17 protein-coding genes and 1 pseudogene are annotated in these 25731 nt (G+C 68.0%); 5 read left to right on the forward strand and 13 right to left on the reverse strand.

Translation table 11 applies throughout. The features are described from left to right. The first annotated feature begins 156 nt into the window (after positions 1-156). The gene (locus G4D86_RS38380) at positions 157-1800 is read left to right on the forward strand and encodes a hypothetical protein (protein WP_163999263.1); all 1644 of its coding nucleotides are present in this window, start codon (positions 157-159) and stop codon (positions 1798-1800) included. Between the two features lie 71 nt (positions 1801-1871). Here the strand turns inward: G4D86_RS38380 and G4D86_RS38385 are convergent, their stop codons facing one another. The 5 genes from G4D86_RS38385 to G4D86_RS38405 form a co-directional block, all read right to left on the reverse strand. Continuing rightward, positions 1872-2672 (reverse strand): BUD32 family EKC/KEOPS complex subunit, encoded by an 801-nt coding sequence (locus tag G4D86_RS38385; protein ID WP_163999264.1) that lies wholly within the window; start codon positions 2670-2672, stop codon positions 1872-1874. Then, positions 2669-3247, reverse strand: a complete 579-nt coding sequence (locus tag G4D86_RS53300) for a hypothetical protein (RefSeq protein ID WP_240360704.1) — start codon at positions 3245-3247, stop codon at positions 2669-2671. Before G4D86_RS53300 ends, G4D86_RS38385 begins: the two co-directional genes overlap by 4 nt. Beyond that, positions 3237-3800, reverse strand: coding sequence for a hypothetical protein (locus tag G4D86_RS38395; RefSeq protein WP_240360705.1), 564 nt, complete (start codon positions 3798-3800; stop codon positions 3237-3239). The genes G4D86_RS53300 and G4D86_RS38395 overlap by 11 nt, the downstream gene beginning before the upstream one ends. Positions 3801-3900: 100 nt before the next feature. Then, the gene (locus G4D86_RS53995) at positions 3901-5682 is read right to left on the reverse strand and encodes an FAD-dependent oxidoreductase (RefSeq protein ID WP_275899199.1); all 1782 of its coding nucleotides are present in this window, start codon (positions 5680-5682) and stop codon (positions 3901-3903) included. Positions 5683-5833: 151 nt separating this feature from the next. Continuing rightward, on the reverse strand, positions 5834-6847 hold the full coding sequence (locus tag G4D86_RS38405) for an aldo/keto reductase (RefSeq protein ID WP_163999265.1): 1014 nt from the start codon (positions 6845-6847) through the stop codon (positions 5834-5836). Positions 6848-7057: 210 nt separating this feature from the next. On the opposite strand from G4D86_RS38405, the gene G4D86_RS38410 reads away from it, so the two are divergent. Then, positions 7058-9655 (forward strand): patatin-like phospholipase family protein, encoded by a 2598-nt coding sequence (locus G4D86_RS38410; protein WP_163999266.1) that lies wholly within the window; start codon positions 7058-7060, stop codon positions 9653-9655. Between the two features lie 145 nt (positions 9656-9800). Here the strand turns inward: G4D86_RS38410 and G4D86_RS54340 are convergent. Next, a pseudogene (locus G4D86_RS54340) lies at positions 9801-9896 on the reverse strand (transposase); the annotation flags it as partial. Between the two features lie 683 nt (positions 9897-10579). On the opposite strand from G4D86_RS54340, the gene G4D86_RS38420 reads away from it, so the two are divergent. Continuing rightward, the gene (locus tag G4D86_RS38420; RefSeq protein WP_163999267.1) at positions 10580-12160 is read left to right on the forward strand and encodes a tetratricopeptide repeat protein; all 1581 of its coding nucleotides are present in this window, start codon (positions 10580-10582) and stop codon (positions 12158-12160) included. 147 nt (positions 12161-12307) lie between these two features. Here G4D86_RS38420 and G4D86_RS38425 read toward each other — a convergent pair whose 3' ends face one another. The 4 genes from G4D86_RS38425 to G4D86_RS38440 form a co-directional block, all read right to left on the reverse strand. Then, entirely contained in the window at positions 12308-13480 is a 1173-nt protein-coding gene (locus G4D86_RS38425) for a TIR domain-containing protein (protein WP_163999268.1), read from the reverse strand. A 174-nt stretch (positions 13481-13654) separates the two neighbouring features. Then, positions 13655-15508, reverse strand: a complete 1854-nt coding sequence (locus G4D86_RS38430; protein ID WP_163999269.1) for a tetratricopeptide repeat protein — start codon at positions 15506-15508, stop codon at positions 13655-13657. Positions 15509-15537: 29 nt separating this feature from the next. Further along, entirely contained in the window at positions 15538-17058 is a 1521-nt protein-coding gene (locus tag G4D86_RS38435) for a DUF4062 domain-containing protein (protein ID WP_163999270.1), read from the reverse strand. A 179-nt stretch (positions 17059-17237) separates the two neighbouring features. Next, entirely contained in the window at positions 17238-17792 is a 555-nt protein-coding gene (locus tag G4D86_RS38440; protein WP_163999271.1) for a response regulator, read from the reverse strand. 251 nt (positions 17793-18043) lie between these two features. On the opposite strand from G4D86_RS38440, the gene G4D86_RS38445 reads away from it, so the two are divergent. Next, the gene (locus tag G4D86_RS38445; RefSeq protein WP_163999406.1) at positions 18044-18607 is read left to right on the forward strand and encodes an RNA polymerase sigma factor; all 564 of its coding nucleotides are present in this window, start codon (positions 18044-18046) and stop codon (positions 18605-18607) included. 40 nt (positions 18608-18647) lie between these two features. Here G4D86_RS38445 and G4D86_RS38450 read toward each other — a convergent pair whose 3' ends face one another. Then, entirely contained in the window at positions 18648-19856 is a 1209-nt protein-coding gene (locus G4D86_RS38450; RefSeq protein ID WP_163999272.1) for a low temperature requirement protein A, read from the reverse strand. A 137-nt stretch (positions 19857-19993) separates the two neighbouring features. On the opposite strand from G4D86_RS38450, the gene G4D86_RS38455 reads away from it, so the two are divergent. Continuing rightward, positions 19994-22459, forward strand: a complete 2466-nt coding sequence (locus G4D86_RS38455; RefSeq protein ID WP_163999273.1) for an alpha-amylase family glycosyl hydrolase — start codon at positions 19994-19996, stop codon at positions 22457-22459. An 85-nt stretch (positions 22460-22544) separates the two neighbouring features. Here the strand turns inward: G4D86_RS38455 and G4D86_RS38460 are convergent, their stop codons facing one another. Further along, on the reverse strand, positions 22545-24173 hold the full coding sequence (locus tag G4D86_RS38460) for a thiamine pyrophosphate-binding protein (protein ID WP_163999274.1): 1629 nt from the start codon (positions 24171-24173) through the stop codon (positions 22545-22547). Beyond that, positions 24170-25729: a DJ-1/PfpI family protein gene (locus G4D86_RS38465; RefSeq protein WP_163999275.1), complete on the reverse strand. Its 1560-nt coding sequence runs from the start codon at positions 25727-25729 to the stop codon at positions 24170-24172. The genes G4D86_RS38460 and G4D86_RS38465 overlap by 4 nt, the downstream gene beginning before the upstream one ends. Positions 25730-25731 lie beyond the last annotated feature (2 nt).

Genomic DNA, 25731 nt, shown 5'->3' on the forward strand with positions numbered 1-25731 from the left:
CGTGAACCCGAGGGGTAACAGGGCATTCCGGACGTGGCACGCGTTTTCACGCACGACCCGACGCCGTCCGTATGCTCCACGCCGCCCTCCTCCCTGGTGCCGCCAGTGGCCGTGACCCTATGGTGCCTCTTCGCACCAACACGAGGGGGCTACAGGATGTCCGAAGCGAGCTGCATGAAGTTCCGCGACGCGGTTGCGCCGCATGAGCTGTTCGCCGTGGCCGGAGGGTGCAGCCGCGTGCAGTCCCTCGCCCTGAACGCAGCGCTCCTCGCGGTGCTGGCCCTCGTCGCCGGCTGCAAGACGCTCCCCGGATCCACCCCGGTGACGTACCGCGCGCCGATCCTCGAGACGGTGGCGCAGGTGAATGCCGGCCTGCGCAACGTGCCGCAGGGCCCCGACGCCGCGTACACCGTGCTCGGCGACGGCGGGCTCCTGCACTTCCGGTTGCAGGGCGACGTCAACGTGAAGGTGCTCATCGACGGTGTGGAGCTCCCACGCCGGACCCCGTCCGCCACGGACGAGTCGGGCTGGCAGGAGCCGGTGGCACGGGTCCTGCGCTCCGGAAGCCGGAACTTCTTCTGGGACATCGCCGTGATGCTGCCCGCGGCCGTCCGCGCGCCGGCCGTGAAGTCGTTCCAGGTGACCTTCGCGTACGACGTGGTGGGTGACGCGACGCAGCCCACGACGGAGGTGAGGCTGCGGGTGAAGGGGGCAGACCCCTTCTACGAGCAGGCCACCCCGGCCCCGAGCGCCGTCTTCGTCGGCAACACGGAGAACACGAAGTGGGAGGACCGGATGGAGACCGCCATCGTCGCGCGCGGCGTGACGCTCGGGGGGTGGCTCACCGTCCGCCCGTATCGCAACAACGGCAGCTTCGCCCCGAAGCAGGCCAGTGAAGACTGGCACTTCGACATCCACCTCGACCCCGACTTCATCGAGCGCAACTACGGCGCGGCCTCGGAGAGCGAAGGCCCCACCGTCCTGGTGGAGCCCCTGCGCAGTGCGCTGCTCCCCGGGAACGTCAGCCCGGTGGACCGCGCCACCACCACCCGCATCCCCCTGCTCTCACCGGACCCCTTGCAGGAGACGCGCCTGCCGACGGCGTCGGCGTTCACACTGCCGGGCAACGGCGACTTCGCCGTCGAGCTCAACGCCTGGCACACCTGGCCGTCCGCGCGCGGGCCGAGGCCGCTCAGCTGGCTCGACGACCCCGAGTCCTCAAGCTACCCGGGCAACGCCTGGCCGTTCAGCCCGATACGGGGCGTGGCACCTCCGTCTCAGCGCGACCTCGCCGCAGGCGACTACGTCATCGTCAGCGGGACGCTATGGGAGGACACCGCCCACGCGCCCGTGGCGCCCGTGCTGCCGGCCGACAGGATTCGCAGGTGCTTCGAGGACCGCTTCAAGGGCCACGGGGGCTGGCTGGAGATCCACCCGGTGGACGCCGTGCGGCGCGTGGACCCACCCAGCCTGCGGAAGCACGCCGTGGGGATGTCGGCCTGCAGCCCGCTCCAGCCGAGCATCGACTCCCACATCCGCCATCCGGAGCCGCCCCCCGGCCCGACGTACGCCCTCAGGTTCCAGGTGGTGGTGGATCCGCGGTTCACGTCCACGAACGCCACCCACTCGGAGGAAGTCTCGTGCGAGCCGCCAGTGCTGCGCGTACGCGCAAACGTGCCAGGGCCGGGGAGCTACAGTGCGCTCTATATCCTCTGGTGGGAGAAGACGGACGTCGAGCGCCCGCCTGGCGACATCTGCATCCCCCAGGCGGGTCCCATCCTGGGTGGCGCGACCGACTGACGGGGCACGGAGGCTCGGGGCGCCCGACGTGCGGCGGAGGCTTGCCAGCCCGGCCCCACGTCAATGACAGGTCATGGGCGTGTCAGGCCGAGCACCTCGTTCCGGAGGTGCTCCAGCCAGCGCAGGAGCCGTGCCTCCGGGAGCTGCTGGGAGCGGCTCTTCCAGAGGGCCCGCTCCAGTCCCCGAGGTGGCTGGAGTCGCGCGAGCAGGGCCCGCAGGACGTCTTCGCGTGCGTACGCCCGGAGGAACGCCGCCGCGAGCCCCTCAGCCGGGCCCTCGGGCGCGCGTCCCACGAGGTCGAGCAGGAAGACGAACAGGTCATCCGCGTGGCGCTCCCCGGCGGGCAGCCTCGCCTCGTGCGGTGTCTCGAAGTCGATGAGCCACGCGCGCTGCCCGCCCGCGTCGTAGAGGATGTTCTTCAGGTGCGCGTCTCCGTGCGACCACGGCCGGGACGAGCCGGGGAACGTCAGGCCATGCGCCCGGCGCAGTTCGTGGGCCGCGGCCTCCACCATGGGCGGGGTGAGCTGCCCGCGTGCCAGCAACAGGTCCAGGCGCTCTCCGGGGAGCGCCTCCAGCGCCACGCCACACCCCTTCCAGCGCTCCGCCATGCGGCCCGCGTGCAGCAGCCGGAAGGAGCCCAGCTCCCAGTCCCGCCAGCGCGAGCACGAGACGAACATGCGGATGCGGCTGCGCGACAGACGGAGGAAGACATTGCCGGCGGCAATCACCGCACCCATGCCGGGCCGCCGTCGCTTGACCCAGACCGCGACGTCCCGCCGCGTCTCCAGGCGCACCGTGTTGACGCGCACGGACTCAATCGCGAGCCCCAGTCCATGGCTCCACAGCTCGGCGAGCGTCCCGCCCCGCTTCACGCCTTCAACTCCTCGTACCAGAGCACCACGGCGAGGCATCCCAGGCACCAGCACCGCACCAGCCCGCGTCCCGCCAGCCCGCCGAACACCATCACCGCCGCGAGGACCAGCACCGTCCCCATGGCGCCCGCCGTGCCTCCCGCCTCGCGCAGCAGCGCGCGCGCGCTCCGCCAGGGGTGCGCGGCGCCATCCAGCGCCAGGGGGAAGAGGAACAGCCCCTGGACCTCGACGGCATAGAACGCGGGCACCGCGAGCAGCAGGCCCACCGCGTGTGGCAGCCCCAGGAAGACGGCCATGCCCCATGCACCCACGGCAGCCAGGAGCGCGAAGGCATACTTGAGGAGCCCCAGGGTCTGCGCGCCGGGCAGCACGGCCCGCACGGGCTGGCCGCGTACATGGGCCATGGCCCCGGCCATCCAGGCGGCGCCCCCGCGAAAGCCCCCAGGCCAGACGCTCCGGGCCTCACGCGCCAGCGGCGAACCGGGAGCGTCATACAGCGCCGCCGCGCGCATCAGGAGCGCGCGGGCCCGCCGCACCGGAGACGGAAGGACGCGGGTGAGGACCTCAGCCGCCATGGAGCCGCTCACGGACGAAGCAGAAGTGCGCCCAGGCGAGGAACGCGAGCCCGTGGCCTCCCAGCAGGGTGCGGTGCAGCAGATTCTCGAACCGCCCGCACCGCCGCCGGTGGAAGACGAACTCGTCGTAGCAGATGAGGACCATCGTCCCCATCAGGACGGCGAGGACGGGCAGCAGGAAGACGTGTGGGCGAGGAGACACCGAAGCGGCGCACATCAGCAGGAACAGCGGCAGCCCACCGCCTGCCAGCGCGAGCAGCTCCGCCTTGTGCTCGTTGGGCCCCACACGGAGCCCGGCCGCGCGGTGATAGACCCAGTCCGCCACGCCGGCCACCGTCGCGGTCGTCCCGGCCATCGCCACCACCCACAGCTCCCACGGGTACAGGGACGGCAGGGCGAGCCACGCGAAGCGCGGCGTCCGGGACAGCGCCACCAGCGCCACGCCGAACAGCACGCCCGGAGCGAGCGAGGCCAGCAGGTTGGCGGCATCTCGCAAGCGCGGCTTCGGAGCGCGAAGAGAGGTCTGGAGGGCGGGGGCGGAGGTGGCGGGCATGGACGGTGGGCTCGTGGCCCGGGACGCTTCCCGGGACACCAGGATGGCACAGGCCCGTTCCCCGGCGTGTCCCGCGGCTCGAACGGCGCAATCCCCTGCGTCAACAGTCGCGGGCCGCACCCGACCATTCAGGGTGCACCGTCTCGGACGGCCCGCGTGTGCTGGCGCGCCGGGATTCAGACGCGGCGGCGGAGGCCAGGTAGGCATGCAGCTGCGCGACCACGGCCGCGCCCTCGCCAATGGCCGCGCCAACTCGTTTGACGGAGTCCGAGCGCACGTCGCCGATGGCGAACACGCCGGGCAGGCTCGTCTCGAACGCGAACGGAGCCCGCCCGGTGGCCTCCCAGGTTTTCGCCTGGAGCGGCTCCTCGCCGAGCGCCGCGCCCGTGCGCACGAATCCCTTCGCGTCCAGCGCCACACCGCAGCCCGCGAGCCACTCCGTGGCCGGGTCCGCCCCGATGAAGAGGAAGAGGTGGCGCACGTCGTGCTCCTCCTCCCTCCTGCTGGGCCGGTGCCGCCAGCGCACGCGCTGCAGGCCGCGCTCGTCCGAGCCCGCCAGCCCCACCACCTCCGTCTCCATCATCAGCTCGATGCGAGGGGACGCGGCCAGGCGCTCGACGAGGTAGCTGGACATGCTCGCGGCGAGCACCCGGCCGCGCACGAGCACGCGGACCCGACGCGCGTGGTCCGCGAGGAACACGGCCGCCTGGCCCGCGGAGTTGCCACCGCCGACGAGCACGACCTCCTCGCCGTCGCACATGCGCGCCTCGATGGGGCTGGCCCAATAGAAGACCCCACGGCCCTCGAACTGGGCGAGGTTCGCGAGCGCGGGACGGCGGTAGCGTGCGCCACTGGCCACCACCACGGTCCTCGTGCGCACCTTCCGCCCGTCGGTCAGCTCGAGCGTGAGCGGTGCGCCGGAGGCCGCGCAGCGCAGGGCGGCGGCCTCCGCCGGGATGGCTATCTCCACGCCGAACTTCTGCGCTTGCACATAGGCGCGGGCGGTGAGGGCCTGGCCGGTGATGCCGGTGGGGAAGCCCAGATAGTTCTCGATGCGCGAGCTCGCGCCCGCCTGCCCCCCGAAGGCCCGCTGATCCAGGACGAGCACCCGCAGCCCCTCGGAGGCCGCGTACACGGCGGTGGCGAGCCCCGCGGGACCCGCCCCCACCACGGTGACGTCATAGAGCGTCTCGAAGGCCCCCTCCGGGAGCAGGCCAAGTGCTCGGGCGATGGTGCTCTCCGAGGGGTTCTTCAGGACCGAGCCATCGGGGCACACCACGAGCGGGAACTCCTCCGCGCGTGGCGAGTAGCGCTCGAGCAGCGAGGCCGCCTCGCCGCCCTGCGCCGGGTCCAGCGCGAGGTACGGGTGGCCATTGCGCGAGAGGAAGCCCTCCAGGCGAACCCTGCCCGCGCCCTCGGCGGGGCCCACCAGGACGGGCCCACCGGCACCTGTCTCGATCAGGCCCACGCGGCGCAGGATGAGGGCGCGCATGATGCGCTCACCGAGGTCCGCCTCCGCCACGAGCAGCGCACGCAGCCCGTGCGGGGGGATGACCAGCGCCTCCACCTCGCCCACCGCGTGAGCGTCGACGAGCGCGGGGCGTCCGGAGAGCTGGGCCACCTCACCGAGGAACTGTCCCGGGCCCTCCTCCACGATGGGAATCGAGTGCCCCAGGCCATCGCGGCGGGAGAGGGCCACGCGGCCCTGGGCGAGCACGAGCATCCCGGGGCTCGGCTGCCCGGCTGCGACGAGGCACTCTCCATCACGGAAGTGCCGGACCTCACCGAAGCGCTGCATGCGCTCGCGGTCCCGGGCGTCCAGGACGGGGAACACCTGGGAGCGGCGCGACTCGAGGTTCGGGGGCAGGGGAGGAGGATTCATGACCGTGCCCAATGCATGGGCACGGGACGCGCGAGTGACACGAGCACGAGCATCCACCTGAGCCTTCGCCCGGATGCGCCCCTCAACAGTCCCACCGGCTCATCGGAGAGGGCCCCGGTGCAAACGCCGGGGCCCTTTCTGTTTTCGGCGCTCAGGCGTTCGGCTGCGCGGGTTGCTGCTGCCCGCTGCGGATGGTCTCCATGTAGAGCTCGTTGCCGCGCTCACCCGCCACGCCGCGAGCCGCGCGGTTGATCTCCTCCAGGTCCTTCGCGTCCAGCACCACGTCCGCGGCACGCGCGTTCTGCTCCATGTTCTTCGCGTGTCGGCTGCCGGGAATGGGGACCAGGTCGTCCCCCTGACGGAGGATCCATGCGAGTGCGAGCTGCGACAGCGTGAGGCCCTTCCGCTTCGCGATGGCCTCCAGGGCGTCGACAACCTGGAGGTTGCGCCTCAGGTTGTCGCCCTGGAAGCGCGGCACGGTGTGGCGCCAGTCGTCCGGCTTGAGGTCCTCGGGGCGGCGGATGTGGCCGGTGAGGAGCCCCCGGCCCAGCGGGCTGTAGGGGACGAAGCCCACGCCCAGCTCGCGGCAGGTGGGGAACAGCTCGGCCTCGGGCTCGCGGGAGAACAGCGAGTACTCCGACTGCACGGCGGTGATGGGGTGCACGGCCTGTGCGCGGCGCAGGAGCGCGGGGGAGACCTCGGACAGCCCCAGATAGCGCACCTTGCCTTCATGCACCAGGTCAGCCATGGCGCCCACGGTCTCCTCGATGGACGTCGTGGGGTCCACCCGGTGCAGGTAGTAGAGGTCCACGAAGTCCAGTCCCAGCCGCTGCAGGCTGCCGTCGATGGCTTTCCTCACGGCGTCGCGGCGTCCCAATCCACGCACGTGTGAGCCGTCCTCATGGATGTTGGCGCCGAACTTCGTGGCGAGCACCACGCGGCCGCGGCGATCTCGGATGGCGCGGCCCACGAGGCGCTCGTTGTGGCCGTTGCCGTAGATGTTCGCCGTGTCGATGAAGTTGATGCCCAGGTCGAGCAACTGGTGGATCGTCTCGATGGACGCCTCGTCATTGACGGGGCTGTAGATGCCGGGAGAGAGCACCATCGCGCCGAAGCCGATGGCGGACACCTCCGGCCCATTCCTTCCAAGGGTGCGAGTCTTCATGACGGACTCCTGTGGTGGGCGGCCATCGTGACCGTGCCGCGGTTGCACCCGGGAAGGTGCGCACGGGCGCGCCGTGTCCGAGGCCACGCCTGCTCGGCCGTGCCGTACCTCCGGTGCACGGAGACACGCCGAGCCGGCGCCCCAGCCACACGGGTGCGCGGGCCTGATTCCGTGCGGTAGAGTGTCTGGCTTCCGCAGCAGGGGGGATTCATGAGTGGAGAGCAGACCGCGAGAACCGAGGCCATCCTCCGTGGCGAGCAAGCCAGCGCGACGGAGATGCTCGAGCTGGCTCGCCACCACAAGAAGAAGGATGAGTTCAGGCTTGCCCAGCGCCTCCTCGCGCTGGCACGCCAGCAGCGTGAGGCCCAGCAGGATGCGGACCTGAGGCGCGAGCTCGCCCAGGAGCACGCCCTCTGCACCTACAAGGACCCCGACCTCATCCCCGACGAGAAGCTCGACTGGGCTCTCGAAATCCTCCGGGAGGGCGACAACCTGAAGGAGACCCAGGACCAGGAGTCGCTGGGCCTGGCCGGTGCCATCTACAGACGCAAGTGGGAGGTGGATGGCCGCACGGAGTACCTCGCGCACTCGGTCCACTATTACCTGCGCGGCTACCAGCTGAATCCCATCGCGAAGCAGGGCTACACGAGCATCAACGCCGCCTTCCTGCTCGACCTTCTCGCCGACACGGAGGTGGTTCCCCCGGCCGGGCTCCTGCGACCGGAGCTGTCCCAGGGCACCCAGCAGCGGGCCTTGGCGCAGGAGATCCGCCAGAGGCTCATCGAGGACCTCCCCCGGTGCGCCCAGGATGAGAAGGGCAGCCCCCTGGCCAAGGACTACTGGTTCCTGGTGACAGTGGCCCAGGCCTATTTCGGCAACCGGCACTATCAGGAGGCCGAGCCGTGGCTGCTCAGGGCCCGCGCCATCCCGAACGTGCCGGAGTGGGAGTACGAGACCACGGCCCGCCAGCTCGCGACGCTCGCGCGCCTGCATGGTGTCAATCCCCTGGAAGAGGGTGCGGAGCAGCAGCCGGCCTGGGTGGCACTGCAGAGCTTCCTCGGCTCCCATGCCGCGGCCGCGCGGACGGCCTTCATCGGCAAGGTGGGCCTGGCGCTCTCGGGAGGCGGGTTCCGAGCTTCTCTCTACCACCTGGGCGTGCTCGCCAGGCTTGCCGAGCTGGACATCCTCCGGCACGTCGAGGTCCTGTCGTGTGTCTCCGGAGGCTCCATCGTTGGCGCCCACTACTACCTGGAGCTCCGAAACCTCCTGCAGACGAAGGAGGAGTCCGAGATCAACCGCGATGACTACGTGAAGCTCGTCCAGCGGCTCATCAGCGACTTCCTCGAGGGAGTCCAGCGCAACATCCGGACCCGGGTGGCCGGCGATCTGCTGTCGAACCTGAAGATGATCTTCCAACCCCGCTACTCCCGGACCGCGCGCGTGGGAGAGCTCTTCGAGCGGGAGCTGTATGCCAGGGTGCGGGACGGGGAGGGGAAGGAGCCCCGGTGGATCAGCGGGCTCTTCATCCGTCCGAAGGGGGAGGGGACCTTCGAGCCCAAGCGTCACAACTGGCGGCGCAAGGACAAGGTCCCCATCCTCATCCTCAATGCCACCACGCTGAACACCGGGCATGTGTGGCAGTTCACGGCCTCGTACATGGGAGAGCCGCCCGGGTGTATCGACCCCGAGGTGGACGGCAACCGCCGCCTGCGGCGCATGTATTACGAGACGCAGGCCCCGGTGCGGCACAAGAAAGTGCGCCTGGGTCATGCGGTGGCAGCCTCGGCCTGTGTGCCCGGCCTCTTCGAGCCGCTGGTGCTCGAAGGGCTCTACCCCGGCATGACGGTGCGGCTGGTGGACGGAGGAGTCCACGACAACCAGGGCGTCCAGAGCCTCATCGACCAGGGATGCTCCGTCCAGCTCGTCAGCGATGGCAGCGGGCAGATGGCGGTGGAGGAGAACGCGAGGGCAGGACTGGTCGCCGTTCCAGTGCGCACCAACAGCATCCTCATGGCCCGGGTTCGGGAGGCGCAGTTCAAGGAGCTGGAGTCGAGGCGCCGCTCGCGGGTGCTGCGGGACGCCGTCAGCGTGCACCTCAAGAAGGACCTGGATGAGGACCCGACCGACTGGGTGGACTGCCAGGATCCGCATGATCTGTCCCGCAGCGCACGCCCGGCGGTGCGCCGCACCCCGTTCACCCGGTACGGAATCCTCAAGGGCGTGCAGCGCCGACTGGCCGACATCCGCACGGACCTGGACTCCTTCTCGGATGCGGAGGCCTTCGCGCTGATGACCAGCGGCTACCGAATGATGGAGCTCGCGCTGAAGCACCGGGGGCAGATGCTTCCTCGCTCGAAGGAGCCTGCTCTCGAGTGGGAGTTCCTGAAGATCGAACCGCCCATGAAGCTCCTGGATGCTCCTGAGGCCGCACACCCCCGGCTGATGAGCTTGCTGGGGGTGGGAAGCAACACGGCGTTCAAGGTCTGGAGGCTCTACCCGGCGCTGCGCGTGATGGGGTTCGTGCTGCTCAGCCTGCTGGCGGCGGGGCTCCTGTGGCTCGGCTGGCGTTACTGGAACACGCCCTTCCCGACGCTGACGGTGCAGCGGATCTTCCTGCTGCTGCTGCCGGTGCTCGTGGGCGCCGTCCTGGGCAAGTTCTTCGTCCGGCTCATCTGGCTGCAGAACACGCTGCAGCGCATCGCCATCGGGGTGGGGATGGCCGCCGTGGGATGGCTCCTGGCCCGGGTGCACCTGCACGTCTTCGACCGGCTCTACCTCAGGCATGGACGCCTGAAGCGCTTCCGGTAGCTCGCTGGGCTGCACGAGCCGCACGGCCTGGCGGGTCTGCTCCTTGATGAGCAGGCCGCCGAGCCAGCGCTCCAATCACATTCATGAGCCATTCCGGTCCGGGCCTGACCACAAATATGTCATCGAGCAGCGGCAGCGCCTCCTTTCAGTCGTTGACGTTGGCAGCGGTCAACGACTGCGCCAGAGGCAGGCCTCGGCCATCTACCACCAGATGGTGCTTGGAGCCCTGCCTGCCGTGGTCCGCCGGGTTCGGGCCGGTGAGAGGCCCCCTTTTTTCTCCGGCGCGCTGAAGGAATCAACGGAGGCGCGGCTCCAGTCGATACAGCCCTTCTCTCCCAACTCATCCTGCAGGGCCTGCTGGAGCGCCCCCGCACTCCTGCCTGGGCGCAGTCCCGCGGTCGACGCCAACATAACTGCGCGTAGTTGAGCGCCACCGGCGCGGAGTCGGAGCGATAGCCCTCGTAGAGGCCCTGCGCGAGGACCGCGTCGGTCGCCCACGGTCACGCTCCTCCAGACCCCGCCGCTATCGGCGACGTTTCCGCTGGCCGGCGTCTTCGGCGGGTTCTCTTCGACTTCATCGAGGGTTGGTACAACCCCACCGGCGGCGCTCCGCGCTCGACTACGAGTCGCCCGCCAACTACGAAAGAAGTACCGGGCTGCTACTTGGTGGCGAAAGCCCAGAACGCTCTGCGGAACCAGGCCCACTTCACTCAAGCAGCAACGCTGCCCCAGAAGCTTTTCCTGGGTGTCGGCGTGACGAAGCTGCGGGTTGCTTGTCATGGCGCTTGAGTTGCGGGATTCTCGGCCCTGGTGGCGTGATAGCAGTACTATGGAGGGGGGATCCAAGCGATGACTGCAGCTGGCCCGAAACGGCGAATTCCTTTGTCGCCAAGCGATGCCTCCCGTGTGCGGGAATTCCAGGACGTGCGTGGGGACATCGAGCGGGTGAAAGCCCGTGATGATGTGCGTCACAGTTACGAGACGGCCCTCGCCCTCCACGAACAGACGCACGATGTCCAGGGCCAGCTCGACACCCTCCTGAAATTGGGTGAGCTGGAGTACGACGCCAACAACTTCGATGCCGCCCGCCGCCACTACAAGATTGCCATCTCCCTCTCGAAAGAGGCAGATGATCCGCAGGCGGCTCATGCTTTCATGAGTTTGGGTGACGTAGAGGACGCCGCTGGCAATTCCGATCAGGCGGGTCGCCATTTTGAGAAGGCACTCGTGCTCTGCTCTGACGATCTTTCCGCCTTCGAGGACGAGGAGGATACCGAAGGGCAGGTGGACACCCTCCTGATGATGGGCGACCTGGAAGCACGTCTCGGCAATATCGAGGGCGCGCGTAAGCGCTACAAGGCCGCCCTGTCTCTATTGAAGGAAGAGGATGACGTTCTTGGCCTGGCGCAGGCCCGTCTGAAGCTGGGCGATCTGGAGATGGAGGGAGATGAAGCAGGCCTCGACGTGGCGCGCGGGTACTATGAGAGAGCCCTCTCCGCCTTCGAGGACGAGGAGGAACTGCAGGAGCAGGCGGAGACCCTCCTGAAGCTGGGCGATCTGGAGCTGGAGTACGACGAAGCAGACCTCGACGAGGCGCGCGAGCACTATGAGAAAGCCCTCTCCCTCTTCGAGGAGGAGGAGGCGCTTCAGGGACAGGCGGAGACCCTCCTGAAGCTGGGCGACCTGGAGAGCGAGTACGAAGGAGAAGACCTCGACGAGGCGCGCGAGCACTACCTGAAGGCTCTTTCCTGCTACACGCAAGCGAAGGACCCTGAGGGACGGGCGGAGACCTTCATGAAGCTGGGGGCGCTGGAGGTCGAGGCTGACAACCCTGATGATGCACGCGGCCACTACGAGGCTGCCCTTTCCATCTTCAAGGTCCTACGAGACCTGCAGGGTCAGGCGGACGCTTTCGGGAAATTGGGCGATCTGGGGGGATTATCCAAGCCATCCGTGCCTTCCGCGGCTCCGCGCCTCAAGACCCGGGCGGCTACCCGCCCGACAGGTAGCACCATCTTCATCTGCTATGCCCATGCGGATAATGCTGGGTCCGAGAGTAGCCGGTGGTTGGATCAACTGAAGACCCACCTGAAGCCGCTCGCTCAGCGGGGTCTCCTGGCCTGGTCGGATCAGCGCATCGAGGTGGGCCAGGAATGGCACGAGCAGATCCAGGATATATTGCAGCAGGCCAAGGCGGCCGTCCTCCTGGTGAGCCCGGATTTCGTGGGCTCCGACTACATCCGGGAGCACGAACTCCCCCAACTGCTGCACAGAAAGGAGCAGGGGCAACTTCAGCTCATTCCGCTCCTGCTTCGGCCCGCTCTCCTCGACGTCGACTTCAAATATCCCCATCATGAAACAGGCCCCCATTCGCTGCGCCTCGGGGATCTTCAGTTCGTCCATGGCACAGACCAGGCGCTGAATGGCTTGGACCAGAACGCCCGGGACAAGGTCCTGCTCGACGTGGCGAAGAGGTTGATGCGGATCGCTGACGAGAACGATTAGCCCGGACGGGGCGGCGTCAGGACTCGTTGTGCTTGCGGCGCAGGGCCTCATTGCTTGAACGCCGGCTTGGTCCCCGCGCGCTCACCTTGGAGCGCGCGCAGCAGGGGCCTGCGACGCAGGCGGTGCGGCGTGCTGGGGACGCGGGGATCAAGCGAAGAGCCGATCGTGCAGCCTGGCCTCGAAAGCCGTGAACCGGTCCTGAAGCTCCCTGGCAGCTCCTCTCGACCACTCACGGATCCCATCCATGCGCATCGCCACGTCGCCGAGAGCTTCGAGCAACCCGAGGCGCCACCACGTGAACGAGGACTTCAGGTCATGCGGCTCGAGTTCTCCACGCCACAGAGGATGCCAGCCCGGGCGGTGCCACCACGACCTGTCGTATTGAAGATGATCGACCACTTGCAAGCGCGGCTCGTACCACTCGACAGCGGCATGGCGGTGCTGGCTGAGAGCGCGCTCCCAGCGGTCGGAGAAGACGTGCTCCGCGCGGCGGACCCGCTCATGGACATGGGCGGCGTCTTGCGGGTGCGGCATGGGCAGGAACGAATGGAAGTCGTAGCGCTCGCGGTCGAGGACGAAGCCGTGTCCCTCGAGCAGCCCGTTCGGGAACGTCTCGGCGGCGTTCGCGAGGCTGTCCACGACCGCATCGAACTCTGGCCGAAGGCCGAGGCAGTCAACCTCCTCCAACAGAAACGCGGACGCCCCTTGGACCTTGCCCGCGAGCATCCGGAAGGCAGAGGCCGACCAAACGTCGACCGCGGAGAGTTCGCCGCGCGCCCACGCCACGAAGCGGAGCAGGCGCCGCCCCCAGTCACGCACCCCTTCCTCGCGGCTGCCGGAGGCGCTCGTGGACGCGAACCGCGCGAGGAGCTCGCCCGATACGCGGGCGATTTCATCGTCGAGTGCCGCCTCCGAGCCGTATCGCGAGCACCCTACGCCGAGGATGTCGGATGGCACGCGGAAGGGGTCGTCGCGGTCGCCGGCGAGCGGCAGGAGCAGGTGCGCTCGTTCCTTGCCGAGCCTGCCCGCGAAGAGCCCGAACTCGAGCAGGACGTTGTCGCGCATCGCAACCTGGCGCGTGCCGCGGATCTCAACAGGGTCATCACGTGTCGCGACGAGCACGGCGAACTCGACCTGGCCGAGTTCGTCAAGGAGCACCCCCAAGGGTGGAAACCGATTTGGGAACATCCCCTTTTGCCACCAGGGCGCGACGCGGCACGTGGCAGACAGCGCAGTCGCGATACGCTCGGCGATCGGTCGTCCTTCGGTCGAGGAGCCGATGAAGACCCGAGGCCTCGATGCGTCGCTAGCTGGGCGCATGGAGGTCAGCCTATCGGCCACTCCTGTCGCTGTATAGAGCTCATGGGAAGCGCAATACGGCGGTTGGGCATGGCCGGGCCCGTACACCGGAGTCGAAGCTGTGCGAAGTATCCTCTGCCTCGGGAATGGGCGACTTCGCTGCCCGCCGCCAGGGCAGCGCCGCCTGGAGGGGACTCAATCTTCGTAGGTCCTCTCCGTGCCGTCTCGCAGCCGCAGACGGATGGTGCGCACCTCGTCGAAGTCGAGCCTGAAGCTGGATCCATCTGGCAGCAGCACCCCCACGATGGGGAAATCGTCTCCGAGCGCGTATATCCGAGCGCGGCCCGAGAAGACCCTTCCATCCAACAGGACCACGGTCACATCCTGCGCGAAATGGGAGAGGCCGGCGTTCACCAGGTCCAGCCCGAACTGATTCGCGGTCTTGACACTCATGCCCTGGATTGAGGCCAGTGAATCGAGTCTGGTCTCGATCTGGCGCGCTTGCGCCATGAGCCCAGCCTCCCTGAAACACCGGAGCGCATCCGTCAGATGTTGCCGGGCCTCGTCACGGCGCCCCTCACGCTCTGCAATATCGCCAAGGTTCGCGCTGAGCTTTCCTTGCTCGTCCAGGCTTCCCGTGGCCCGGTACAGCTCCAGCGCCTGGAGGTAGTAATCGGTGGCGCTCGAATAGTTACCTTGCAAGTGCTTCAGGTTCCCGAGCGATCCGAGTTGCAGCGCGCGGGCCTTCCGTTCGGAGAGCTGGCGGGAAAGCTGGAGCGCCTCCAGCAAGAAGCGCTCGGCTTCTGCATGCTCTCCTGCTTGCATGTGGGCAAAGCCAATATTGCCCAGCGCGAGTGACTCTCGCCATGCACTGTTCAGGGCTCGAGCCATGGAGAGGGCCATGCCGAATTCACGGATGGCCTCTTGGGGACGACCCTCTTCGAGCTGCTTGTTGCCGCTTTGGATTCGTTCCCGAAAAGGTGCGCCCAACCGGAGCAGCTCCTGGTTGTGGCGCATTTCCTCCGCCTGCATGGGTAGCGCGAGGGTGCGGTACAGCTTCTCCACCTCGGCGTAGTGGCGGAGTGCCTCCTCTATTTCGTCGCGTTCGGCGTGGATCTTGGCGAGTCTGTTAATTGCCGTGGCGATCATCGGCGGCGATTCGAGCTCGCGAGCGAGGGCTAGCGCGCGCTGACCGTACTCCAGCGCCAACTCCCGATTCCCGACGGATGAATACACACTTGCCAGGTTTCCGATACGAGCCGCCAGGCGGGACCGGCTTCCGAGCTGCTCCGCGAGATCCCTGGCCCGCTGCAGATGGAGCAGGGCTCGCGGGTGATCCCCGAGGGCCGCGTAGCTGTTTCCGAGATTGCCAGTGAACGTCTCCAGCTCATCCAGATCTTGGATCTCCGCCAGAATTGCGATAGCCCGTTCGTAGAGGGTAGTGGCTTTCTCGTGCTTCTCCTGGTCAGCGTATGCGATCCCCAGACTGCCGAGGCTCGTCGCTTCACCTCTCCGCTCCTTGAGCTCTTGGAAAAGGCGCAGGGCTTGCTCAAAGTAGTCGATTGCCGCCGTGAAGTTCCGGCGTTGCAGGGAGACGTTGCCCAGGTTCTGGGTATATCCGGCCAGGAGTCTGCGCTCTCCCAGGCCTCGTGCGAGCTCCTCCGCATTGCGATACCAGTGCTCGGCCTGCTCCAGATCACCGGATTCGTACGCATAATTGCCGCGGTAGTTGAGGAAGTCCGCCTTCCTGCCGACGTCTTGCTGTGAATCGACCCACGCCTCAGCGGCGACCAGCCAGCGGAGCCGCTCTTGTGGCGTACGGCGCAACTGCAGGAAGGCGAAGGCGCGCACAAACAGCAAGAAGCTCAGCGCCTTGTCGTGAGCTTCATCAGCCGCCCAGGTCTGAGCCGCCTTGAGCTGGCCCCAATCCCGTTCGAACTCCGTGATCGCTTCGGCTCTGCCTCCAGTCTCGTACATCTGTGCCAGCCGCCCGATCTTGTCGATGTAGATCGTGGCATGGCGAGTCCTGGCCTGATTCAACGAAGCCATGGGTCACCACCGGATGAGAGAGGCTTCTGTCATGGTTCCAGAAGGGATTTCGCGTGCAAGACCAACAACGCATGCATCTGGAACCGCCCTACGCTCACGAGCGGCTCGAGCAGTCCCCGGTCCACCAACTGGCGGATGGTGGGCAAGGCGTCGTCTATCTGCCACATCTGTGCCATCGCCTCCCGATCGAACGTCGCTGGCTTGGGCGCGAATACTCCGAGCAAGGCAAAACGCTCTCGCATCTCTGGAGCGAGGCGATCGGTACTGCTCTTCAAGAGCAGTTGGATGGTCGGTGTTGTACCGGTTCGCGGGTCGAAGCGGTCGTCGGGGGCGGTGGAATCGAGCAGGCAATGACTCTCGCGCAACTCCTGCATCAGTGCGAGCACGTCTGTTCCGAGATTGGCCTCTGATTCCAACAGACGGCCGGCGACGCGAAGCGCGAGCGGCAGGCCTTCCAGGTCGCGTACCAGGTCAAGCGACGGTTGCGGGTGCTGCAGTACTACCGTGGGTGCCAACCTCCGGAGCAATTCAAGCCCCTTCTCGTCCGACAGGACGCCCAGTCGGTAGATCTGCTCTCCCGGCACGTCGGCCAACTCTCGCGCCACATCACCGAAGCGGGTGGTCACCAGAAGGGCGCATCCGGGGCCAACCACTTGCTTGAAAGCGGCTGCATCATCCGAGCGCCAGGCGTCGTCCAGTATGAGGAGCGCCCGCTTCGCGACCAGGGCGGACCGCACGCGCAGAACGAGTTCCGGCAATGCCAGCGCCCGGGCTTCCTCGCACGCACCGAGTTGCTGGCAGAGCGTCGCCATTCCGGACTCGGCGGTCGTGTTCTCGCCGAGGGTCATCCAGAAGACGCCGTCCTTGAAGTGCTTTAGCATCTCGGGGTCATGCGCGAGGGCGTTGAGCAGGGTCGTCTTTCCGACTCCAGGCCAGCCACGAACGATGGTTGTGTGCTGCCCTCCGCGGGAGGCTGCATAGGCGCGCTCCCGGAGTTCCCGTATCTCGGTCTCTCGTCCGATGAACAGCGGTGGAGCGGGCGGCACCGAGGGAACTGGCCCGGTGGCGGGCGGTTGCGCTGGAGTTCCGCCGGGATGGCGCTGGAGCCAGCTATACAGTGATTGGAGCACCTTGGCCCGCAGATCATCTACCGTCGTGAATTCATTGCAGATGGCAGAGGTCCGGATCCGTCTCTTGAAGCGCTCCAGCTTCTCATGATGTTCGTAATCGATGGCGTCCGGAGTCCAAGCATAGGTCGGCTTGACCAGAAAGCAGAGCCGCTCCAGGCCGCGCGCCTTCGCGTGGTCGAACTCCTCCTCGGTGATGGATTTCTCCCCAGCTTCGATGTAGCCGTAGCGATGGGCGAAAATGCCGAGGTACACGTCGGCTTCATCCAGCTTCAGATTGCTGCCCTCGGTCGCGCCGGCCCCCATGGACTCGAAGAACTCCATGGCGATGGGGACGAGGCCCGCGCGATTGCAGACCTCGATGACCGCAGCTCGATAGTCCGCCAAGTCGAGCCCCGTGCTGCTGATGAACACCGTGGCCATGACATCCCCCGCTTTGTCTGAGGGAGTCTACAGCCTGGGGGCGCATGAACGTGAGTAGGCCGCCGAGTTGCGATGGACCGGTCTGCCGGCCAGTCGACGCAAGGTATGATGTTCCCTCAATCAGGTGCGGAGCCGGGGCCGGAGGAGGCGCGCGCATTCGTGGCCGCGAAGCCGCGCAGCTACGGCCAGATGCGTCTGGGCCGTGTGTCCACAGGGCTCAGGTTTTCATCAAGCGGGTGGAGTGATCCCATCCGCCGAAAGCGGCTCCTGGGCCATGTGCGGAATTGTGGCGTGCTACTTCGACTCTTGAAGCGCTCGCAGGCCCGGCATCTTGGGTGCAGGCTCGCCTGGGTTCCCTCGGCCTCGCAACATGCGGCCCGAGGCGCCGCGGCGGCCAGCGTCCGCGTCACCACCTTCTCGAACTGCTCCAGCTCCCCGGACTTGGGGAGGAAGGCCAGGACGCCAGCGATATGGGGATTGCCGGAGGCACTCTGCATGATGATGGGGAGGCCCTGGAATTCCCGCGCCCCGGTGAGCGCGCCACACAGCTCGACGCCGTTCATGCGCGGCATCATCCAGTCTGTGACCACGAGGTCCGGGCGCCGCTGCCGGGCCAACTCCAGCGCCTGCGCTCCGTCATGCGCGCGAATGACCTCGTGGCCCATCATCTCCAGGATTTCGGAATAGACATCGAGGACTTCGACTTCATCATCAACAAGGAGGATGGTGCTCATGGTGTTGTTATCCCTTTTCGCGAGGTGACAGCGCGAACCGCGCTGCGTCCCTTCAATAGAAAGACCCTGGCCTCTCGTACTGTGATTGGCGCTGACGGTGGGCTCACCTCCGACGCCGGGATGCCGTCACAGCGACACCGGCACCACTCCCTCCTGATGGAGTGTTTCTCGAGCGAAAGGGAAGTCCCGTGCGAGTGGAAGAAAGAGACCAATGGGAGAGTGAGATCCAGGACCTCTGCAAGCGCGGAGAGATGAACCGGGCGGTCGAGCATGCGCTGCGTGGCTATGGGCCGGAATTTCGCCGACTGATGGCCGCCATCCTCCGCGACGAGGGGCGCGTCCAGGATGCCTTCAGCCTCTTTTGTGAGTGCCTCCTGAAAGGGCTGCCGGATTTCCGGTGGGAGAGCTCCTTCCGCACCTGGGCCAACCGCATGGCGCGCAACTGCTGCTACAAGGTGGTGAACGCGCCCGCCGTCCGGCACAAGCACGTCAGCCTCTCCGCGCTCCCCGAGCGGCCCGTGGCCCGGCATTCCTCGACGAACCCGTGGCTGCGCACCACGATGAAGGACCGTTTCCGGAGCCTGCGGGAGCGGTTGGACCCCCAGGAGCAGCGGTTGTTGGTTCTCCGGGTGGAGCAGCGGCTGCCGTGGCCGGAGGTGGTCCAGATGATGTCTGAGCCCGGCGAGTCGATGACCTGCGAGATGCGGACCCGCAAGGCGACGGCGATGCGCCAGCAGTTCCAGCGGATCAAGACCCGCTTGCGCAGCCTGGCCATCGCGGAGGGATTGCTCGCGCTCGAGGAGACGGGCTCGTAGACGCGCGGCGAGCTGCTGCCCGGGTCTTGTGTGAGGGCCCTCAGTCGGGCTCTCGTTTTGGCGTCGGCCGGGGCAGTGCACGCATGGCGAGGAGCACGAGGGCGGTGAGCAGGCCCGCGCTCCCAGTCATCAGGAATGGCCGCAGTCGAGCGCCCTGTGCGGCGATGAGAAGCATCACGCCCGCCGACGCCGACAGCAGCGTTGGCCGGGGTTGCCGCCGTGGCCGCTGGGGTGCCAACGGGGCCGTGGCGAGCAGGATGGCACCGAGCGAGACAAAGCAGCTCGCCGTGGCGGCACAGAAGAGCCACCGCGCGGAGTCAGCGACGGGTTCACCGGGAGGGGAGTTGATGAGCCGCTCGGCGCCCGCCCCGCTCGCCGTCAGGCCCATCATCAAGATGAGATGCATGTACACCCAGGTCTGTCCGGAGAACCGCGTCCGGTGGACGATGGCGTGGCTCACATTGTCGAAGTAGAGCCACCAGATTCCGAAGGCGAAGCAGAAGGCCAGGACCGCTGTCAGCACGGAGGCGGGGGACTGGTGCTGCTCGGCCACGCCGCCCACCACCGCGACGAGCGACTCGCCCAACACGATGATGGTGAACAGGCCGAAGCGCTCGGGCAGATGGGATGGGCTCAGCGGAAGGGCCGCCTGCTGAGAGCGCGCGGTGAGGGGGGTGACCAGGTCGATCATGAGGCCGGCCGCCCAGAGGGCGAAGCGGAGCGGGGGCGCGACGAAGATTGACGCCAGCCACGGCAGCACCGCGAGCGAGAAGCCCGCCATGTACCTGCGTGCCAGCGGCCGGGCGGCGGGGAGGCGCCAGTGGACACGCGCGTACTGGAGGATGAGCAGCAGCCGCAGCACGCCGTAGACCAGCGCGAAGCCGGGGGCATTGACGCCGGTGCCCTCGTGAAGCTGTACGGCCAGGGCCGCCACGACGAGCATGTGCAGGGCGAGCAGCAGGCGGTCGACGACGTTGTCCGAGTCGAAGCGGTCCGCGTAGAAGGTGATGCCAATCCAGGACCACCAGACCGGCACGAAGAGGACGGCGAACGCGGCGACGCCCGCGGCCGTCGGGGCCTGCTTCAGCCCATGCGCGAGCTGGGCGACTGCAACGACATACGCCAGGTCGCAGAACAGCTCCGACCACGTGGCCCTGCGCTCCTGATGTGCCGTGTCAGTGGCGGGGAGCGTGGGGCCTGAGGGCGCCTTGTCGTGGGACTGGGGTGGGGCTGCGAGACGTGGATGCACCTGTGGCACCTCCCGGGCCCTCCATGGAGCCAGGGGAAGGGCGCTGTGACGGGCCAGGCAGCCGGGGGACCTCCGTCACATCCGGGGGCCACGGCGCTCTGAGCCCTGCCACTCCTCTTTCCCCAAAGGAAACCCGTATGCCCATTCCCGTCCAATTCGAGTACCGCACGGGGTTGAAACAAGACGTCTTCCGCAACGCACGGCTCACCGGAAGCTGGGACTCCCAGGGACGTGCCTCCGACACGTGGTCGGTCATCTCCATGGTCCCGGCCACGGCGGAGGACGGGTGCCCGTGTTTCCGGGCGACCGTTTCCTTCGATGACTCCCAGGTGGGGACGCGGTTCAAATGGGGCGTCATCGTGGACGGCCCCTCGGGCCCGTCGCAGTGGGCCATTCCCACCGAGAGCAATGACCCGGGCTCGTATGAGCGGGTGCGCGGCTTCGTGCTCGGCGCGGAGCCCTCGTGCGAGCGCTACTTCCTGTCGCAAGGGCGCCGGTTCGGAGCGCAGCAGCACTTTCCCCCAGGGGTGGCCCGCCCCCGGGCGCGCTTCGCCGTCTGGGCTCCCCATGCTCGGCAGGTCGAGGTGGTGTTCGGAACCCAGGACCGCGGCTTCATCGCGGACGACGGCACGGGCCTCTCGCCCTTGCTCCCCGTGCTTCCCATGGTGCGCAGGGAAGGGGGCCTCTGGGAGACGGAACCCGAAGGCGCCGGTGCCGTGGAGTTCGAGGAGCTCCGGTTCCAGCCCTACATGTTCAGAATCACCAAGGCGGACGGGCAGGTTGCCTACAGGACGGACCTCTACTCGCGCTGCCAGCTTGGAGAGGGCACCGCCAATCCCCAGGGCGGGCCGTATGAGGGCGGCCGGACGGAGGTGAACGCCACCGTGAGCTGCTCCGTGGTGGTGGACCCAGAGCAGGTGACGAAGCACTTCTCCGAGCCGAGCTGGCCCGAGAGGGAGTTCCTGCCAGTGGAGGAGTTCTGGCGTGACGAGTTCCGAGCGGACAGGCCCGTGCCTGGCCGCGTGGAGGACCTGGTCATCTATGAGCTCCACATCGGAGCGCTGGGTTTCGGGAAGGACAGGCCGGGCACGCTGGAGGATGCGGTGGCACTGCTCGACCACCTCGAGGACCTGGGGGTCAACGCCGTCGAGTTGCTGCCCATGTCCGAGTTTGGTGGGCTACCCAACTGGGGCTATGCCACCACGCATTACTTCTCCATCGCGCGCCGGGGCGGAGGCCGCGACCAGCTCAAGCACTTCGTCCGGGAGTGCCACCGTCGCGGCATCGCCGTCATCATGGATGTCGTCTACAATCACTACCATCCCGACTCCGAGCGGGCCGAGTGGATGTATGACTCCAATGCGCACCCGGAGAACCTCTACTTCTGGTACGAGGGGCAGCCCCACGACTATCCAGCCTATGAGCGCGCGGCGTCCCTCCCCGGTGCGACGGCGGTGCCAGGGCACGGCGGGTACATCGACAACCAGTCGACCGGGTACGCGCCCCGTTTCCACGAAGAGCAGGTGCGCGCGCTGTTCATCAGCAGCGCGGTCGCGTTGATGGAGGAGTTCCACATCGACGGGTTCCGTGTGGACCAGACCACGTGCATCCACAGCTACAACGTGCTCCACGCCGATGGGAGGGAGGCCTCGCGGGCCAACATCTCCGGAGCCCGGTTCCTCCGGGAGTGGTGCCGCACCCTGCGGCTCATCCGGCCGGGGGTGATGCTCATCGCGGAGGACCACTCCGGCTGGGATGCGGTGACCACGCCCGTGGCGGAGGAGGGCCTCGGCTTCGACGCGGCCTGGTACTCCGACTTCTACCACCACCTCATCGGTGACACGGGGAGGGGCGTGGAGTCCGCCCGGCTACTCTGGACCGCGGGCAGGGGCGAGGGCCAGCCGCTGGCAATGGGCGTCTTCGCCGGCGTGCTCGCCCGGACGGGGCAGAAGAAGGTCGTCTACCACGAGTCCCATGATGAGGCTGGCAATGGACAGAGCACGCGGCGCACCCTCGTCACCGCCGCCAACGACACGGAGCCACGGGGCGAATTGCTGCAGGTCGCCGAGGCACGCTGCCGGACGGTCGCCGGTCTCTCCCTGCTCTCGGCGGGCACCCCGATGTTCCTCATGGGCGAGGAGGTGGGGGCCGCCAGGGACTATCGGTACGACACCTTCGTCGAACACCGCGAGGACCTCCTGGGCCTGAGGGCGGGAAGGGGCCAGCACCTCTTCCGTTACTACCAGGAGCTCATCCGCCTGCGCCTGTCCTGGGAGGGATTGCGGTCTCGCGAGCTGGAAGTCATTGCCGTGCATGACGTCAACCGGGTCCTGGCCTTCCGGCGATGGAGTGGCTCGGAGGAGTTCCTGGTGGTCGCGAGCCTCAACGACAGCCCCTTCTCCCAGGGCTATGAGCTCGTGAATCCCCGGCTCGGCTCGGGCGCCTGGAAGGAAGTCTTCAACAGCGACGCCGAGCGGTACGGGGGGCGCAACCTCGGCAACCTCGGAGCGACGCTCTCACCGCGAGGAGATTCGCTGCGGGTCGTCCTCCCCGCGCGAGGACTCGTCGTCTTCCAGCGGGTGGGACCGGTGAGCGGCCGCTGATTCGCGGCGGGCGTGCGCGAGGCACTGCGGCAACGCCTCATGGACGAACCACCTGGGGGGGCATCCCCCCCAGGTGGGCACCGCATCACTGACGGGGGAGCACCCAGTCGATGAGGAACGGCCCGGGTGTCCCCAGGGCTTGGTCGAGCGCGGGGCCTATCTCCTCCACCGTGCTCACGCGCGCTGCGGGCACCCCCAGGGCGCGGGAGAGCTCCACGAACTGCAGCGGCGGCGAGGACAGGTCGAAGGAGCTGGGGAACGGGTGCTCGGGGATGCCGCGCTCCTTCCAGTACTCCAGGATGTTGGCGTCGAGCAGCCGGTAGCCCCCGTTGTTGCACACCACGAACTTGGCGCCGATGCCGTGTCGCACCGCCGTCCAGAGCGCCTGGAAGGTGTACATGCTCGCGCCATCCCCGGTGAAGCCGATGACCGTCTTCTCCGGGTGGGCGAGCTTGAGCCCCAGCGCCCCGGGGATCCCCACCCCGAGCGAGCCGCCCCGGGACTGGAAGTGGTGCCCGGGCTTGCGGCCGGGCAGGGCCCGGTTCACGTCCGGCGAGCGCGTGACGGCCTCGTCGAAGATGATTGCCTCGTCGCCCACACGGCGGGCCAGCTCCCGCAGGAAGAGGGCGGGCATGCCCGCCTCCACCCGGGGCGAGGCCCGCTCCCGAGCGCCGCGCAGGCGCCCGGCCGCGGCCTCCCGTTGGGCGGGCGTCATGCGTGCGTCCAGCTCCTCCGCCAGCGCCGCGAGGGTGCGCTTCGGATCCGCCACCAGTCCCAGGTCGACCGGGAAGTTCTTGGCAATCTCATACGCATCCAGATCGACATGGGCCACCCGGGCTCCGGGCCGGAAGACGCCGGACAGGGCCGGAAAGACCTCCGGAAACACATACGTGCCGACGATGAGCACGGCGTCCGCCTGGGAGACGACCGCCGTGCTGTCCTTGCCGAACATGTGCCCCAGCGGGCCCCGGTACAGGGGATGCGTCGCATCCATGTTCACCTCGGAGCTGTTGGCACCCCACACCTCGGCGCCGAGCCGCTCCGCGACCCGGGTCAGCTCCTCCTGTGCCCCCGAGGCCGCCACGCCGTCCCCGATGATGAGCAGGGGCCGGTCGGACTCCGCGAACATGCGGGCCAGCGCCTCCACCGCGTCGGGCTCCGGTGAGACCCGCGTGTCCAGCCGCGGCGTCGGGAACACGCGCTCGTCGTTCAGCGCATCGAGCACGTCCATGGGCAGGGAGACGAACGTCGGTCCCATGGGTGGCGTCGAGGCGATCTTGATGGCCCGCCGGAGGACCCGCAGCACCGAGCCCGCGTCGACGACGCGCGTTGCCCACTTCGTCACCGGGCGTGCCATGGCCACGAGGTCGCACGCCATCTGCGCATCCATGGCGTCATAGGCGAGCCCGGCCTCGCCCGCGAGCACCACCAGCGGGGAGTTGCCTCGCTTCGCCTGGTAGAGCATCCCGATGCCGTTCCCCAGCCCGACCCCGGAGTGGAGCTGGACGAAGGCGGGCCGCTGGGTCGCCCGCGCATGGCCGTCCGCCATGGCCACGGCCACGGACTCCTGGAGGCAGAGGATGTATTGGAGCTCCGGCACGTCGCGCAGGGCGTCGAGGAACCCCTCCTCGACCGTGCCGGGGTTGCCAAAGACATACGTTGCGCCTTCGGCGACGAGCTGCTCGAGAATGGCCTGACATCCTGTTCTCTTCATGAGAACCCCCACTTGCGCAGCCCCTGCTCCAGCACCTCGACGAGCTTCTCGCCCGTGAGCGTGGAGTCCGGGGTGGAGCGGCCGGTGATGAACGGGTAGTCGACGATGACCGAGCGCTCCTTGCCGAAGTTGCCGTGGTACTGCCCTTCCGGCGCGGTCGCGTCCCGGAGGATGTACTCGAGCGGGTAGGGCGGCGGGCCCATGTTGAAGTCGGTCCCCACGAAGCCGGTGCCGTCCTTGTAGTCGTATTCCAGGCAGTGGCCGGTCACATGCTTGTTGCGCAGGATGCTGCGCCGGTCCTCGATATCTCGGGCGAAGGCGAGACACGTCACCGCGTAGCACTCCGCGGCGATGGGCTTGTCCATCCGCAGGAAGCCGAGGATGAGGTCGTGCACCCGTTGGTTGTTGGCCATGTCCGCGATGGGGCCGCTGCCGCCCACCAGCAGCAGCGCGTCGAACCGCTCGAACGCGCGCAGGGCCTGGTCGCGCTCGCGGTAGTAGGCCTCCAGCCCGCGCACCAGCATGGGGTGGCTGAAGTAGGGCCGCTCGGGCAGCAGCGCCGACAGGTTCAGCGGCGTGTCGAACAGGCGGGCCAGCTCGGGCCGGTCCGGCCCCATGTCATCGAGCTTGCGCACCGCGCGGGCCATCTCCGGGCTCGTCACCGGCCGCCCCAGGGGCGGGTCGATGAAGCTGGCGTCCATGCTGGGCGGCAGGGCCACCGGCCGCCGTCCGTCCGGCGTGGCGAACTCGACGTGGTAGCCCTCGCGCTCGAAGACCTCCAGTGGGCCCACCAGCTCCTCACCCCAATAGCCGTGGTTGGAGAGGACGACGAGGATGCTCCGGGGGGACGCGGTCCGGGGGGGAACGCCGGGAAGGGGCCGCGGCGTCTCGTGGACCTCGGCGGGCGGAGCCGAGTCCACCGGCGCCCGGGCCACGAGCAGCTCCTGGATGCGTGCGATGAACTGGGGGACCTCGTGGACCGAGCGGCCCGTCACCAGGTCGCCGTCCACCACCACGCCGGAGTCCGAGGGCGTGTAGTGGCCGCCCGCGTTGGCGATGTCCGCCAGCACGACGTCGTGGCAGATGACCTTGCGTCCCGCGAGCAGCTCCGGCGTGGGCGTCAGCAGCCAGAGCCCATGGCACAGCGCGCCCTTGATGATGGAGGGGTTGCGCATGGCGCGGCCGAAGAACTGGACGGCGGGCGGCGAGCGGACCATGTCCGGGGTGATGGGCACGGGCCTGCCATCCGGTCCGTTGGGCGGGATGAAGTGGCGCAGCCGCACGCTGGGGTAGTTGGCCGCCACGATGACGGCCGCGTAGTCCTCCGGGTGGGCCTTGCGGACATCCCCGGTGACGGTCAGGAGCCGGGGTGTGTTGCCGGGCTCCTCCACCTCGCTGACGAGCTGCAGGAAGGCATTGTCATACAGGTTCGCGAGGAAGTGGACGGTCGCCCCGGCCTCCTCGAACCGGTCCCGGTACTGCGCGATCTCCGAAGCGATGTACTGGCTTTCGACGAGGACGGCGATCTTCTTGCCCTGCAGGGGTTGGATGCTCATGG

Source organism: Pyxidicoccus caerfyrddinensis, assembly GCF_010894405.1.
GTDB classification, from domain to species: Bacteria; Myxococcota; Myxococcia; order Myxococcales; family Myxococcaceae; genus Myxococcus; species Myxococcus caerfyrddinensis.

What these genes read in the sequence shown, in the direction of transcription:
- G4D86_RS53995 (WP_275899199.1), bottom strand. Translation starts at nt 5,682, where the DNA reads ATGAATCCTCCTCCCCTGCCCCCGAACCTCGAGTCGCGCCGCTCCCAG.
- G4D86_RS38405 (WP_163999265.1), bottom strand. Translation starts at nt 6,847, where the DNA reads ATGAAGACTCGCACCCTTGGAAGGAATGGGCCGGAGGTGTCCGCCATC.
- G4D86_RS38410 (WP_163999266.1), top strand. Translation starts at nt 7,058, where the DNA reads ATGAGTGGAGAGCAGACCGCGAGAACCGAGGCCATCCTCCGTGGCGAG.
- G4D86_RS38440 (WP_163999271.1), bottom strand. Translation starts at nt 17,792, where the DNA reads ATGAGCACCATCCTCCTTGTTGATGATGAAGTCGAAGTCCTCGATGTC.
- G4D86_RS38425 (WP_163999268.1), bottom strand. Translation starts at nt 13,480, where the DNA reads ATGCGCCCAGCTAGCGACGCATCGAGGCCTCGGGTCTTCATCGGCTCC.
- G4D86_RS38395 (WP_240360705.1), bottom strand. Translation starts at nt 3,800, where the DNA reads ATGCCCGCCACCTCCGCCCCCGCCCTCCAGACCTCTCTTCGCGCTCCG.
- G4D86_RS38435 (WP_163999270.1), bottom strand. Translation starts at nt 17,058, where the DNA reads ATGGCCACGGTGTTCATCAGCAGCACGGGGCTCGACTTGGCGGACTAT.
- G4D86_RS38445 (WP_163999406.1), top strand. Translation starts at nt 18,044, where the DNA reads ATGAACCGGGCGGTCGAGCATGCGCTGCGTGGCTATGGGCCGGAATTT.
- G4D86_RS38380 (WP_163999263.1), top strand. Translation starts at nt 157, where the DNA reads ATGTCCGAAGCGAGCTGCATGAAGTTCCGCGACGCGGTTGCGCCGCAT.
- G4D86_RS38465 (WP_163999275.1), bottom strand. Translation starts at nt 25,729, where the DNA reads ATGAGCATCCAACCCCTGCAGGGCAAGAAGATCGCCGTCCTCGTCGAA.
- G4D86_RS38430 (WP_163999269.1), bottom strand. Translation starts at nt 15,508, where the DNA reads ATGGCTTCGTTGAATCAGGCCAGGACTCGCCATGCCACGATCTACATC.
- G4D86_RS53300 (WP_240360704.1), bottom strand. Translation starts at nt 3,247, where the DNA reads ATGGCGGCTGAGGTCCTCACCCGCGTCCTTCCGTCTCCGGTGCGGCGG.
- G4D86_RS38460 (WP_163999274.1), bottom strand. Translation starts at nt 24,173, where the DNA reads ATGAAGAGAACAGGATGTCAGGCCATTCTCGAGCAGCTCGTCGCCGAA.
- G4D86_RS38455 (WP_163999273.1), top strand. Translation starts at nt 19,994, where the DNA reads ATGCCCATTCCCGTCCAATTCGAGTACCGCACGGGGTTGAAACAAGAC.